Annotated in this window: 10 protein-coding genes; 4 read left to right on the forward strand and 6 right to left on the reverse strand. The window is 71.0% G+C overall.

What is annotated here, in order from left to right:
- Positions 1–153 precede the first annotated feature (153 nt).
- Together ACZ4TV_RS02935 and ACZ4TV_RS02940 are read right to left on the reverse strand one after the other, a co-directional pair.
- A complete protein-coding gene (locus ACZ4TV_RS02935; protein ID WP_468130022.1) occupies positions 154–651 on the reverse strand; it encodes a hypothetical protein in 498 nt (165 codons plus the stop codon).
- The gene (locus tag ACZ4TV_RS02940; protein ID WP_468130024.1) at positions 652–4,089 is read right to left on the reverse strand and encodes a hypothetical protein; all 3,438 of its coding nucleotides are present in this window, start codon (positions 4,087–4,089) and stop codon (positions 652–654) included.
- 327 nt (positions 4,090–4,416) lie between these two features.
- Here ACZ4TV_RS02940 and ACZ4TV_RS02945 point away from each other — a divergent pair, with 327 nt between their 5' ends.
- From ACZ4TV_RS02945 to afsR, 3 genes are all read left to right on the forward strand, one after another.
- Positions 4,417–4,728: a CU044_2847 family protein gene (locus ACZ4TV_RS02945; protein WP_468130026.1), complete on the forward strand. Its 312-nt coding sequence runs from the start codon at positions 4,417–4,419 to the stop codon at positions 4,726–4,728.
- A complete protein-coding gene (locus ACZ4TV_RS02950; protein WP_468130028.1) occupies positions 4,725–5,573 on the forward strand; it encodes a trypsin-like serine protease in 849 nt (282 codons plus the stop codon). The genes ACZ4TV_RS02945 and ACZ4TV_RS02950 overlap by 4 nt, the downstream gene beginning before the upstream one ends.
- Positions 5,574–6,451: 878 nt before the next feature.
- Positions 6,452–9,457 (forward strand): SARP-family global regulator AfsR, encoded by a 3,006-nt coding sequence (afsR, locus tag ACZ4TV_RS02955; protein WP_468130694.1) that lies wholly within the window; start codon positions 6,452–6,454, stop codon positions 9,455–9,457.
- 19 nt (positions 9,458–9,476) lie between these two features.
- On the opposite strand, the gene ACZ4TV_RS02960 is transcribed toward afsR, so the two are convergent.
- The 4 genes from ACZ4TV_RS02960 to ACZ4TV_RS02975 form a co-directional block, all read right to left on the reverse strand.
- Complete coding sequence (locus ACZ4TV_RS02960; protein ID WP_468130030.1) at positions 9,477–11,498, reverse strand: hypothetical protein; 2,022 nt, start codon at positions 11,496–11,498, stop codon at positions 9,477–9,479.
- 87 nt (positions 11,499–11,585) lie between these two features.
- The gene (locus tag ACZ4TV_RS02965) at positions 11,586–12,224 is read right to left on the reverse strand and encodes a hypothetical protein (RefSeq protein ID WP_468130032.1); all 639 of its coding nucleotides are present in this window, start codon (positions 12,222–12,224) and stop codon (positions 11,586–11,588) included.
- A gap of 267 nt (positions 12,225–12,491) precedes the next feature.
- On the reverse strand, positions 12,492–13,391 hold the full coding sequence (locus ACZ4TV_RS02970) for a hypothetical protein (protein ID WP_468130034.1): 900 nt from the start codon (positions 13,389–13,391) through the stop codon (positions 12,492–12,494).
- An 11-nt stretch (positions 13,392–13,402) separates the two neighbouring features.
- On the reverse strand, positions 13,403–13,567 hold the full coding sequence (locus tag ACZ4TV_RS02975; RefSeq protein ID WP_468130036.1) for a hypothetical protein: 165 nt from the start codon (positions 13,565–13,567) through the stop codon (positions 13,403–13,405).
- Positions 13,568–13,950: 383 nt separating this feature from the next.
- Here ACZ4TV_RS02975 and ACZ4TV_RS02980 point away from each other — a divergent pair, with 383 nt between their 5' ends.
- On the forward strand, positions 13,951–14,358 hold the full coding sequence (locus tag ACZ4TV_RS02980) for a hypothetical protein (protein ID WP_468130038.1): 408 nt from the start codon (positions 13,951–13,953) through the stop codon (positions 14,356–14,358).
- Positions 14,359–14,393 lie beyond the last annotated feature (35 nt).

Here is a 14,393-nt window from a genome sequence, read left to right on the forward strand (position 1 = left end):
CCTGGCCCTGACGACGGCCACGGCGGCGGCCCGGGACCTGCCGCGCCACCGCCCGATGCCCCAGGCCGTTCTCCCTGTCCGACCCCGACCGGGTACGCCGTCTGCTCACCGGCACCGCACTGCCCGGTAGCCGCGGCTCTCGCCAGGCGAGCCCTACGGTGGCGGCTGGGTGCGTCCGAGGAATCGCGTGAGCGCGGCGATCGGCCCGAGCGGGTCGGCGTAGTCGACCGTCTCCTGCTCCTCGAACGAGCCGTCCCTGCGCCGGATGGTGGTGCGCTGGCTGCGCTTGATGCCACCGGTGCGCAGGAGGTAGAGACCGTACATGGCGGCGACGCTGATGATCCCGATCTCGATGACCGGGAGCTTCGCCTTGGCGTCGGCCGCGATCTGGAGGATCCGGTCGGCCTGGTCCGGCTCCTCCCACGCACTGGACAGGACGAGGAGTGCGGCATTCTCCAGGAGCTGCGGGTCGGCGGCGAGCTGGTCCAGGTCGGCCTCGAAGTCCGGACCCCACCCCTGGGCGAGTTCGGCGCGCATCTCCTCGGTGGTGGGGTCGTCCAGCCGTTCACCGAGGTAGTAGCGCAGGGTGTGGTGGACGGTGTCGGGGTCCACCTCCCGCTCCGACAATGCCGACGTCAGGGTCCGAGTCATCTACCAGTCACCTTCCAGAGCCATGGACCAGGCGATCCATCCGGGCACGCCGGAGCGTTCCGCTTCGAGACAGGACGAGCGCAGCGCGGCGCCCGGCGGGCTGCCGGCCAGCACGAGGGCACGGCAACGGTTGAGCACCGGCAGTACCTGCTCGGCGAGGATGTCCCAGCGTGGCGCGACCAGTGTGCGCAGCCCACGGTGGCGGAGCGCGCTGAACAGGCCCACCTGCTGGCCGCCGCGGGTGTGGTTGAGCCCGCTCGAACACGCCGCGGAGAAGATCGTGGAAGGGGACCGGGCGACGGCCGTCGCGGATCGCCAGTCGAACCGGTGGGCGGGTCCGGAACGGGCGGCGGCCACGGAGTCGCCGGGCGGGCGCCGTCCCTCGGCCGCGAGCAGGAGCGACACCGACGTGCTGCCGGTGTCGACCATGCCGTGGCAGAGCAGTGTGCAGATGTCGGAGTCTTCGAGGATCCGGATGAGCGCGGCGGCGTCCGCGTGCTCCCGGTCCGCCGAGGCGAAGGCGAGCCCGGCCGCGGCCGCCTCGTCCCGGCTCGCGGCCAGTGATGCCGTCAGGGCCGCCTCGACGGCCGGGGACTCTCCGAAGCGAGGCGCGCACACCGTGCCGACCGCCGGGCGCACCACCGGAGTGTCCGGCCGCAGCATGAGCGATCCCCAGCTCGGCGCGTACGAGCACGTCCAGGACGGGCCGAGTGCGAGGTGCCACGGCAGCCGGTACAACTGCGGTGACTCGATGACGACGACGTGGTCGCTGGCGCCGAGCCGTTCGCAGAGCGCGGCATGGAGCGTGCCGGCGAACTTCCGCCACTTCGGTACGTCCAGAGGGTCACCGGGACGGCTCGGGGTCCAGTTGGCGATCCGGGTGCCGAGCCGGGCGGCGAGCGGACCGAGGTCGTCCAGCGGCATGACGACCTCCGCGGCGGGAGCGCGCCCGGCCTCGATCAGCGTCAGCACCAGCGACCTCCGGTCCGGTCCGTGCTCGACCTGTTCGAGGACGGCGGTGCGGGCCAGGCCCGTACGGTTGCAGAAGGCGCTGACCGCCCGGTCGTCGGCGAATCCACCGGGGGCGAGCATCCGCCGAGCCGGGTCGCGCCACAGCTCCTCCACGGTCCGCTGCAGTTCACCGGGTCCCGCTCCCGCACCGTTCAGCAGAGCTCCCTGGATCTCCCGCAGGTCCCCGGGGTACGCCACCTCGACGCCGGCGGCCTGCTCGAAGTCGGAGAACCTCTCCATCGCCCGGCCGACGAGCCGGTCGGCCTTCCCCACCAGCGCAAGGGCGTCCCCGAGTGCGCCTGCCGACACCGCGGCGGCCGCCGGGCGCACGAAGCACTCGACCGGCGGCTCGACCCCGTACTGTTCGGCGGCCAGCCGCGCGAGGCCCTCCCAGTCCGGGGTTCCGCCTCGGATCTCCTCGGCGAGGGCCTCGACCCGGCCGGCCTGAAGGTGGACGAAGCAGTCTTCACGGGCCGAGGCCTGCGCCCGGAGGCGCGGCAGGTCGTCGAGGGTTCCGGCCGCGTGGGCGGCCGGAGCGGCCCCGCGTCGCAGCTCCTCCAGCCGGGCCATGGCCGCGTAGAGGTCCGCGACCGGGCTGTACGGCAGGGCACCGGACACCGTGAACTCTCGCCGCTCGCCGAGGTGGAACAGGCTGACGGACAGCTCCCACAACGCCTCTTCGGGCTCCCGCCGGTCGCGGAGGAGCGCGTACTGGAGCTGCGCCCTGACGACGGGCGTGATGAGCGAGGAGAATTCCAGCGCGTGTGCCAGGGCCTGCCGTAGCAGCGTGACGGCGTCGCCGAACCGGCCGGTGGTGAAGTACGCCGGCGCCAGCTCCACGGCGACGTACGGGCGCAGGCTCGGTCGCAGGTCCGCCCAGAGCCGCTCCAGCAGGACCAGGGCCTGGTCGACCCGGCCGGAGTCGCGGAGCACGACGGCGGTGGCGATCTCGTGTTTGTGCCCGAACGGGTGGACCGCGGTGAGGAAGCGGTCGGGGGTGAACCAGGCGTCCTGGTCCCTTATTTCCGCGAGCGCCTCCTCGGTGCGGCCGGTGAGGCCGAGTGCGAGCGCTCTGATGTCGGACAGGTCCGACCGCCGGAAGTCCTCCGGCTGATCGGTGTCGCGCACGTGCTCCAGTGTGCGCAGGGCACTTGCCGCGTTCCTGGCCGAGACCTGCGCCTCGCCGAGCAAGACCGTGGTGTTCACCGGGCCGATCTTCCGCTCCAGGCTCTGGCGTACCAGGTCGAAGTCCGCTTCGGTGCCTTGGTGTGCCAGTCGCGTGAAGATCTGGACACGGGCCATGCCGAGGGCTTTGGCGCCGAGTTCGTCGATCATTTCCGAGAGGGCGGCGGCGAAGTCGTCCTCGGGCAGTTGGATGACGACATGGTCACTGATCCGTCCGGCGAGGTTCGGGTGGCCCGCCCGGCACGCCGCCTGGTGGATGCGCTCCTCCACCTCGTTCCACCGCCGGGACACCCGGCGCGGCCGCTTGTCGAAGGCGTGGAGGCGCAGCCCCTTCTCCGCTTCGATGAGGCGGCCGAGTTCGAAGGCCGGCACGGTGGGGCGCAGGTGTTCCTCGCTGAGCCGGAGGCGTTCGGTGATCGACGTGCCGATCCAGGACTTCTTCAGACGCAGTTCCAGGCGCAGGTACTCCGTCACCCAATCGGAGGCGGCCGGATTCGGCAGGCCGGCCCGATGGTGGAGGACGGCTTCGACGGCGCGGGCGCAGTAGAACCACTCACGTTCGCCCTTCGCCCCCGTCCGCGAGATGCGGGCCACCGCTGCGGAGAACCGGGTGAGCGCGTCGCCGACGGGCGTCGAGCCGTCCACGTACGTGCGGAGGTCCTCCTCGAAGGTCCTCGGCAGCCCGCGTGCCCGCTGCGCCCACGCCTCGCAGAGGTTGTACCAGGTCCGTGCCTGACTGATGGCCAGCCCGGCGACGCCCGCCTCGACGGGATCGAACGCCACCTTCGGCAGCACCCCGGCCACGGCGACGCCCAACGCGGAATACACCGCCCCGGTCAGCTCCCGCCAGCGCGCATCGAACTCCTTGTCGCCGGCCTCCGTGACCAGCGCGAACACCGGCTTGATCCGGAGCCGCAGCAGTGCGGCGACCAGGTCCCTGAAGTGGCCGGGCGACTCGGCGAGGTAGCTCTCGCCCTCCCACTCCTCCACCACCCGCTCGGGCAGGATCGCTCGTACGGCATCGGGAGTGCCGATCTCCGGCGACGGGTGAGAGAGGATCATCCTCCGCTCGGCGGACGCCCAGAAGAGCACCTTGGCGGGGATGTCGCTCTGGCATCCGGCCGCGCATCGGAGGAAGTCCAGCTCCTCACGGAACAGTTGGACGGTCCTCGCGACCTCGTGGTCTTGGATCAGGAGGAGGGCCCCGGTGTCAATTTCCGCCCCGCAACGGCTGCATTGCACGCATTCACGGTACGTGCTCACGGTCCGTGGTGGAAGGGCTTGCATCCGCTGATGACCGTACGGGCACGGGCGTCCAGATGCGACAACCCGGCACCGCCGCGGCCACGTTCGGGGGACAGAGCACGACGCAGCCGCACCACCGTGTCCATCGTCGACGTCGCCGTCCCGCCCCTTGCCCCCGATCTCGGGGTCCGCGTTGGCCAGAGGATCACGAACAGCTCGGATCTTGTTCGTCGTTTGCCCTCCCTCGCAGGTCCGGTTGGCTAGGCTTCGCGTCAGGACGGAACGCCACCGCCCTCGAACACCCAAGGACGGGAGCGCACTTCGATGGCCGAGGTCAGGGTTGAGACAGTCACTCTGGACGCGGCAGGCAGCCGCCAGATCGCCAGCAGGACCAGGACGAGCGCCGCGCTCGGCGAGCGTGCCGCCGAGCTCGAACAGGCAATAGTCGAGGCCTCGTCCATCGCCCAGCAGTCGCTCGCCCGGGTCCCCCGGCAGAACGGCTGGCAAGTGTCCGGCATGGAGGTGACCTTCGGCCTCACGCTCGCGGCAGAAGCCGGAGTGATCCTGTCCAAGGCGTCAGCAGAGGCGTCGTTCGAGGTCACCCTGACCGTGGAGCGGGCTCCGGATCCGGCGTGAGCGGCGGCGCGGGCTACTGGGTGGAACTGTTCCAGGATCGACAGCGCCTCGGCGGCGGCTTCCTGCTGACCTCCCGCTACGTCCTCACGGCCCTGCACTGCCTGCGCAGCCTCAGCACGTCCGACGGAAGGGTGGACATCATCCTGACCAACGGCTCCCGGCTGGCGGGCCACGTCTGCGGCCAGGACAAGGAGGCGGACCTGGCGCTGATCACGGTCGCCGCCGCCCACGAGGTCAGACTGCCCATCCCCCGCGCGGGCGTCGCGCACGGCGGCGACGACTGGCACGGACCGTATCGGCCCGCGGCCGCCGACGTGCACCTGCGAGGGCACGTCGACACCGGATCAGCCGAGTACGCGTGCGAGGGCGGGGCCGTCATCGAAGCACTTCAGCTGACGACACATCAACACCTGGGCGACTACTCGGGCTACTCCGGAGGACCGGTGGTCAAGGGACGGCCCGGAGAGCAGGAGCCGCTCATCGTGGGCATCCTCCTGGAGCAGGTACCTGACCGGGTGGAGGGTCATCGTGCGACCAACGTGCTCTTCGCCGCCACCATAGGCGAGGCCATGCGGCGGTTCGACCAGTTCGACGTCGAGCATCTGATCGACGTACTGCGGCCCTCTGAGGCCCCGCCCGAGGGGCCCGGGAGGGCCGACCGGAGCAGGACTTCGGAGCACACCGGTACGGCGGTCACGACGGCCGCCGCCACCGTCGACCAGTTGCTCGACCAGCTGGAGAAGTGGACGCAGCGCGGCATACTCGACGCCGCGCAGGGCAGCGAGCTCAAGTTCCTCACCGCCAAGATGTTCATCGAGCGGCAGCTGCCCGGCGGCGATGTATGACCGGCGGCTGGCGCAGGGCCACCGAGCTCGCCGAGCGGGCCCTCCGCGGCGACCGCGCCGCCAGGCGGCTGCTCCCGGGATCGGTCACCGAACTGCTCAGCCAGGTACCGCCTTTGCACCGCCCCGGGTTCGGCCGGGAGCTCGGCTACCTCACCGCGGTGCTGGACACCCTGGGACTGCTGGAGGAGTCGCGTCGGGTCGTCGAGCACGTCGTGGGCCGGACTTTCCTGGGTGCCGGCGCCGAGCTCACCCCCAAGGGACGCAACGACCTCGCCGTCACGTTCGCGGACCGGGGCGAACTCACCGCTGCGGCAGCTTTGTTGTCCACAGCGATGGTATTCGCCCCTCGCGAGAGCGGCGACACTCCGCAGGAGACGGCCCGCACCCTGGCCAACGTCGCGGCGATCAGGCTACGGCAGGGCGCGCAGGGCGGCGCCGGCCAGGCGGCCCGGCAAGCGCTCGACGTTCTTTCGACCGGCGAGCAGTCCGAGGACGGACTCGAAGTGCGGTTGCTGGCCGAGTCGGTCCTCGCCATCGCAGCCCGGTCGGAAGGGCGACATGACGAGGCCGACCGCCTTGTGGACGCGCTCGCCGGGACCGCCAGGCGACTGACCCGACTACTCGGCGGCGATCACCCCAGGGCACTGGCGGCACTGATCACCCTGGCGCGCGCCGAGTTCGGATCGGCCCGGGCCGCGGGCGACCGCGGGCGGATGGAGCGGGCCGCCGAAATCCTCGCGGTCGCGGCCCAGAAGTCGTCCGCCACCCTGGGGCCGCACCACCCCTTGACCCGGTCCGCCGTGTCCCATCTGGACAGTGCGCAGTCGGCGCCCGCTCCGGTACCCAGCAGTGCCGGACGTCCCGGAACCGTCGCCCCCCTGGCCCCGGCTCCAGCCCCAGCCCCAGCCCCAGCCCCCGGTCCGGCGTCCGGCTGGCGGCCGAGGACCGCCGGCACATGGCAGCGGCCCCCGGTTCCGAGCGGGCAGCAGCCCGACTCAGCGCTGACCCTGCGCTTCGCCGTACTCGGCCCCGTGAGGGCCTGGCGCGGCCAGGAACAGATCCCCTCCGGCTCGCCCCAGCAGCGTGCCCTGCTGGCCGCACTGCTGCTGCGCGAGGGCCGCACCGCCACCGCGCCCGAGCTGATCGACGCCATCTTCGGCGAGCATCCGCCGTCCCAGGCGATGGCGGCGATCCGTACGTACGCCTCCCGGCTGCGCAAGGTCCTCGAACCGGGGCTGCTGGTCAGCGAGTCCGGGGGCTACGCGATCCGCACGGACCCGACCTCCCTCGACGTCGGCATCGTCCGCGGACTGGCCGCCGACGCCGAGCGGGCGCGGACCAGCGGAGATCGCGAACTGGCCCGCGTCCTTTTCCACAGGGCGCTCTCGTTGTGGGACGGCGAACCGCTCGCCGGCGTACCCGGCCCGTACGCCGAAACCGAACGCACCCGGCTCGCCGAGTGGCAGCTGCAGTTGCTGGAGGCCCGCCTCGATCTGGACCTGGAAGCGGGCCAGCACGCGGCGGCCGTCTCGGAACTGACCGCCCTCACCGCCGCCCACCCGCTGCGCGAACGGCTCCGCGAACTCCTCATGCTCGCCCTCTACCGCAGCGGCCGGCAGGCCGAGGCACTCGCCGTATACGCCGACGCCCGCCGGCTCCTTGCCGACGCGCTGGGCGTCGACCCGCGTCCCGAGCTCTCGGCGCTCCAGCAGCGCATCCTGCGCGCCGACCCCGGACTCGCCTCGCCTACCGCCACGCAGCCCGCAGTCGCCCCCGTGATCGCCCGACCCGCGCAACTGCCCGCCGGTGTACCGGACTTCACCGGTAGAGCTTCATTCATCACCGAGCTCAGCGAAGTGCTGGCCGCCCCGGCCGAGAGGGACCGGGTCCTGGCCGTGTCCGCCTTCGCCGGTGTCGGCAAGACCACCCTCGCCGTGCATGTCGCGCACGCCGCCCGCCAGCACTTCCCGGACGGCCAGCTCTACGTCGACCTCCAGGGCACCGATGCCCGGCCCGCCGAACCCGAATCCGTACTGGGCGCCTTCCTGCGTGCCCTGGGTGCCCCCGACAACGCCATCCCCGACGGGCCTGCCGAGCGGTCCGCCCTCCTCCGCTCCCTGCTTGACGGTCGGCGCGTGCTGGTCCTGCTGGACAACGCGCGCGACAGCGCGCAGGTCCGGCCGCTGCTGCCCGTCTCGCGCGGCTGCGCCGCCATCGTCACCAGCCGGGCGCGGATGGCCGACATCGCGGGGGCCCACCTGGTGGACCTCGACGTGATGAGCCCCCAGGAGGCGCTCCTGCTCTTCACCCGGATAGTGGGCCAGGAGCGGGCGACCGCCGAGCGCCAGGCCGCCCTCGACGTGGTCGCGGCCTGCGGCTTCCTGCCGCTGGCCATCCGGATCGCGGCCTCCCGGCTGGCGGCCCGGCGCACCTGGACGGTGTCCGTGCTGGCGGCGAAGATGAGCAACGAGCGACGCCGCCTGGACGAGCTCCAGTCAGGGGATCTGGGCATCAAGGCCACCTTCGAGCTGGGCTACGGGCAGTTGGAGCCGGCCCAGGCCCGCGCCTTCCGGCTGCTCGGCCTGGCTGACGGGCCCGACATCTCGCTCGCCGCGGCCGCCGCCGTACTGAACCTGCCCGAGCTCGATGCCGAGGACCTGCTGGAGACCCTGGTCGACTACTCCCTGCTGGAGTCGGCCGCTCCGGGCCGCTACCGGTTCCACGATCTCCTGCGCCTCTACGCGCGCACCTGTGCCGAACGTGACGAACACCCCCCGGGCGAGCGGGCCGCCGCCATGACCCGGCTGCTGGACTTCTACCTGGCCAGCGCGGCCGCGGTGTATGCCCTGGAGCGGCCCGGTGACCGGCTGGTGGAGCACCTGGCGGACACCAGCTACCCGGGGCTCCGTTTCGCGGACAGCAGTGTGGCTGTGGACTGGCTGTACGCCGAGGCCGCATGTCTGCTGGCCTGCGTTCAGCAGCAAGCGGTTGTCGGCAGAGTGGCGCAGGCCTCCGATCTTCTCTGGGCAGCCAAAGACCTGGCCGACTCGGGGACGAACACGAGCCAGTACGAGCGCACCGCGATCGCCGTACGGGAGGCCGCACGGGCAGCTGGTAACGTGCGGGCCGAGGCACGGGCCCGTATCGCGCACACGTCCCTGCTCCTGGCATCCGGGGCGTTCGAGCGGGCCGACGACGAGGCGCGGGCCTCCGTGGAGCTCGCTCGGGTCGCCGAAGACCCCCTGTCCCTGGGCGTGGCCCTACACGACCGCGGAGTCATCGCCGTCTACCGGAACCGGAAGGCGGAGGGCGAGCAACTCCTGACCGAGGCACTCGCGGTGTACCGCGCCGACGGCAATCGGCTCGGCGAGGCCAGTGTCCTGTGCAATCTGTCCAGGGTCCGCGTGAGCATGGGCCGACCGGCCGACGCGGTCGAGCCGGCACGCCGAGGGCTCGCCGTCTTCCAGGCCATGGGCCTGACCTTCCGGGAGGCCAACGCCCTCTACGCACTGGGGGTCGCGCTGACCCAGGCAGGCCGGCCACTCGACGCGGTCGACGAGCTGACACAGGCACTGACGATCTTCCAGGAATTCAAGCACCGGCTGTGGGAGGGGACGACTTCCCTGCGGCTCGCCGAGGCCCATCTGGCCGCGCACCAGGACGAAGCCGCCGCGCAACACGCCGAGCGTGCGCTCGCCCTGGGCTGCGTCGGCGGCCAACGCAAGCGAGCCGATGCCCTGACCATTCTGAGCCAGGCCCGGGAGCGGCAGGGCCGACTCGGTGCGGCACGCGCGTGCTGGCAGGAGGCTCTGGACATCTACGAGGGCCTGGGCTCGGCGGCTGCAGCGGATCCGGGCGCTTCACCAGACCTTATTGCCGTGTGAGGGCGACGTGCCGTATCGCTCATCGCTGGAAGGTGCGGTTCATCTCGGCGATCCGCCCTGCGTGGTAGCGGATGCTCGGGTCAATGGTGCGGGCGTCCGGCGGCAAGACGTCCGCTTGGGCCTTGATCTTGTCGGTGAGTACGGGCTGGTCGACCCCGGTGAGCCGCAGAACGCCGCGAGTGACACTGGCCGCACCCAGGACCCGCAGCGCGTGCCGAGCGTCCCGGAGGCCGTTGACCTCGATGCCGTCCGGTCCGAGCACCGCGACCAGTCGGGTGCCGGAGCCCAGCAGCGCGGCTGCGCCGCCGGGGTAGTCGGCCTCCTGACCGATGGTGTAGACGATACGGCTGAAGGTGGACGGGCGGCCCTGGAGGTCGGTCGTGCCGAACCGGCCGGTGGTGGTGTACCGGACGGTGACGGGTAGGTCGGTCGTACGAAGAGTCGGCTCCCAGACCGGCAAGGAGAAGGCCCCGATCGCCGGCAGGGTGTTGCGCCGGTTGAAACCGCCGCTGACGAAGGTGAGGTCCCGCTGGATCTCCGCCTTCCGGGCCGGGGTGGCCGAATCCCATTCGGCGCGCAGCCCCTTCGGGTCCAGGGCGCCTTCCGGACCCCTGGGGTAGTCGGCCCCGAGTTTCGCCGGGCGGGCGCCCCAGGTGACTCGACGGGTGACGTGGTGGGCCTGTTCGACCTCGGAGGCGCCGCCCGCGCCGCCGCCGACCACGAGCAGGTCGTCGTCCGGACGGTAACTGGCGCTGGTGTTCTGCCCGCCGTACTGGACCCGGTGTGCCCGGATGAGGGCGTCGAGGCGGGTCAGCGTCTGCGGTGGGAGGGTGGTGCGGTCGACGGGCTCGCCGCTCGCGGTCAGGATGACGGCCCCGGTCATCGGGTGGACCGAGTAGGGGGACTCCGGGTCGGCGACGAACCGGGGGTCGCGATAGCCCTCGGGCCGGAAGCCGAGCCGGGCTCGCAGGTCCGGATCCAGAGTCGCCGGGTCGACGGCCGCTCCGTCCGGGGCGTACGCCGTACGGGTCTGCGGATCCACCGAGTGACGGGACTCGGGATCGATCACGCGACGCTCGGTGGGCCGGCCCTGGGGGTCGAGCAGGAAGGGCTCGTACAGTCTCTTGGGCGTGCCCTCGACATTCTGTACGCCGAGCAGCCAGCTGGCGTTCGCGGGCAACTGTCCGGTGTACGGCTCGCCCTGGGCATCGAGGATCCGTGTGTCACCGGCCGGACCGAATGCCACTTGGTAGCCGGTACCCGGATCGACGAAGGTCCGACCGGCCAGCTGGTCACCGGCCGCCTGCGGGATCCTGGGCGGGCCGAGACCGGTGGCCAGGTCCAGCGAGCGCGCGTGCAGCGTCCGCCGGTCGCCGGTCGTCAGGCGGTACCGGGCTTCGGCAGGCCAGTCCGCCGCGGCCGTCCCGTCCGGCCGGGTTTCGATCCTGGTGACGTTCGCCTGGTACGTGGGCATGCCGGCCAGGGCCCGGGCCACACCGACCGCCCGCCCGAAGGCGGTGGACATCACGAAGTCGTTGCGGTCCTCGGCGAAGTCACCGGGCTGAAAGGGGGCACCCGGCAGCTCGTTGTCCATCGCGGGCTGGGTGAGGCGGAAGTCCCCGAGATCGTTGACCACTCCGTAGCCCGCGGACACCGCCAGGACCGGCGGCACATCGGCGCCGGCACTCGCGACCGGGGGCAGGGTGAGGTAGTCGACCGTGGCCGCCCATCCGCCACCGACGATCACGTGGGGGATGACCGGCAGCTGCGCATCACGCGTGTTCAGGGATTTCGTCAGCTCGGCGTCCGCGGTCGTGCGCTGGGCGATCACGCTGTCGGCTTGTTCGCGCAGCACCCGGCGCTCGCAGTCCCGTTCCGCGCGGATGTCCTTCAGGACCGCCTGTGATCCGGCCTGGCGGGCCAGCTCGAGCACCTTGTCGACAGCGGTCGCGGAGCCGGGCGACAGCGCGCGGACGGAGGCGGCTCGCGCCGCCGCGGCCGCCCTGCCGACCAGCGGCGCGTTGCCTTCCATACGATGCACGGGGCGAGCCGGTTCCTCGTCGAGCAGGCCCATCGCGATGGCGGAACCGAGCGCGGCCGACTTCACCCGGGCCGTGGCGGTGGGCAGTTAGTCGCCGAGGATCTTCAGGGCGGCGATCCGGCCGATGTCCCTGGGGCTGAGCGGGATGCGGCCGGCGCTGTCGGCGGTGGTGAGCACACCCTCGGTCAGCCCGCTGGTGACATCGAGCCGCCGGTTCTCCGACCGGTCGGAGACGATCGCCGCCACCTCGGTCAGCCGGGCGGCGACCGCCTGCCGGATCAGATCGACCGTCGCCCGGTCGGAGATCCGTACGGCAGCCGCGCTCGGCCCGAGAAAATGCGTGGTCGCCACTGGCGCGTAGGGAAGCGTGCCCGGCATGCGTCCGGGCTCCACGCTGATCGTGAAGGACCCCTGGCCGTCGGGGAGGAGTACCCGGCTCCCCACCACCCGGGCCCCGGCGGGGAGAGGCCCGGCGGTCAGCGCGGCCGTGATGGCGGCCGCCGTGCGGCCGGCGCTTGCCGAACCGAGCTCCTTGCCACCGAAGTCCAGGCCGGCGGACGCATGTGCGACCGGCCCCGGGGCCGCACATGTCGCAGGGCGTTCTTTGAACTGCTCCGTGAGCGCGTGTGCGCTCTGAGCGGCCGGGCCGAGCGAACCGCCGAGCACGGCACCGATGCCGCACCACAGTGAAAGCGTCCGCCTGAGCCGTGGGAAGTCACCGTGCATGGAAGCCAGGCCCTCCTGTCACCGTGGGCAGCCTCAGACCGCCCATGTCATCACGGTGAGGAATGGTCACAGCACGAGAGATGACATCGAAGGGGAAGTCGAAGGAATCACCCGCCTGATCGTTTCGCCGTCGTCCGAATGCCCTGCCTTGTGGGCGGTGGCCACCTCGGGCATGGGCTTGGGCCACTCGGACGATACCGAGCCCCGGTGGCCGAGACCCGCCTCCTCGGCCTGTGCCGGCCGTCTCACGAGAGCTCCCGGCCGGGCTCAGCCGTCCAGGGCGGTCAGCGGGATGCTCACTGAATCCCAGCCCTTGGTCTCCTGGAGGAATTTCGCCTTGTAGGTGGACGTCTTGTCGGGAAGGTCCGCGAAGAAGGTCTCCTGGGTCGACGGACGGAAGACGGCCAGTCGCCGGGTCAGGTAGGAAGGTTTCTCGGCGCTGTACGAACCCTCGTCGGCCTGCGCCACCATGATGTCGCCGTCGTTGGCGATGCTGACAGACTTCATGGCCACCCACTTGCCCTCGCCCAGCCTCGGCATGAAGCCGGCCATCATCCCCTTTTCGGCCCGGGGGAACTGTTCGGACGCGTTCTGGCCGAGGCTGTACTCGTACGGCCTGACGTCGGTGTTGATCAGCAGTTTGCGTTCGCCTGGCACGGGGGCGAAATCGTGCAGCCCTTCACGCCACTCGTAGCCCGCCTCCTCGCCCTTGGTGTAACGATCGGAGACAGGCATGCGGAACGTCTCTGGCACGCCCAGCGGTTCGCCGCCACTGCTGTCGAGTGGAAAGCGCAGCAGGACGCTGTACACGTCCTCTCTCCTTGTCTCCTCCTTGACATGGGGGTAGATGCTGGTTCCTCCAGCCCAGAGGGCGTTGCTCTTTCGGTCGTATCTGACGGCGTGACCGGATGCGAGGTCCGCCCTCTGCACCTCTTTGCCCGTGCTCCATTCGTGTACGTGTACGCCGCAAGTGCCATCGGTGCTGGAGGAGGCCATCACCACGTAGGGCAGCCGGCCGGGCCCGGGAATCAGCTCGACCGCGTGGTCCGGACCGTAGACGACGCTCTTACCGAAACGCTTCTTGATGACCCCCGTTGTGGTGTCGACGAGCGCCACGGTGTAATTGATCAGCACCAGCGCATGCAAGCTGGTTCCGATCTTCAGCACCTTGGCATCGGTCAGACCGCCCCCTCCTCGTCCACCTTTACCGACCACTTGCGTGTCAGCGGGACGCGACTGCCCGCCACGACCTGCGCCGTGTCGCTTTGGAAGCAGTGCAGAGCCCCCGAATAGCCGACGATGAAAGGCTTCGTGAAGGGGTTCTTCACCAGTGTTTCTGTCATTTTCTCTCCATGGATGGGGTGTGGGGGGAACTGCTGGGGCTGTGGCTCTTGAGCAGCCAGGGACTCACTGCTCTTTTCGGCCCCCCTCGGTCACGCCCCTGGCCGTCATGCCCGCTCCGGCGGCCGAACCCCGCGCTTGCGTGCGATGTCACTCGTCCGGGAGTGGAGGCATCGATTCTGCGGTCCATATGGATGCAAAAGCAGCGAAGTGGCAGCGCGCCACGCGGCCGCTACGGAAGTACCCGCTGAACCGGCTCTGTTCGCTACGGACGGGAGGGTGGGTAGCTGGCTTTCCTGCCCTCGATCAGGTGACGGCCCGGCGGATCACCGGCCCGGGCGGGTATGAGTGGCAGGACGCACCACTACGCGAGGGAGTACCAGCGATGAGCAGCTTCATCTCCGGCGCCGCGAAGGCGGCCGGGCAGGTCCGGGACGCGGGACATGCCGCGCTCGGCGGCAAGAACGCCTCGGGCCTCAAGCATCAAATCGTCACGGCAAAGGGACGCCCGAAGGGCGACCAGTACGGCGACCTGACGGACGTCAACGCGCCGACCGTACTGGAGGCCAGAGCCCCCGACGGATACATCGTCACCGGCGGCGGCTACGAGCTGCCGGATTACAACCGGAACGACGCGACCGCCCCGGGAAGGGCCGACCGCGCCAACAGCAGCCGCCCCGCCGCGGACGGCAAGGGCTGGATCGTCTCCTTCAACGTCGATTTTCGAGGCCCCAGCGTGGAGAACTACCCGGAGTTCACCGCCTACGCCGTGTGCGTCGCGGCCGACAAGTGACGAACGGTCGTCACGAAGGACTCGGGGGGATCCTG

This window comes from Streptomyces sp. NPDC028910, from assembly GCF_055564955.1.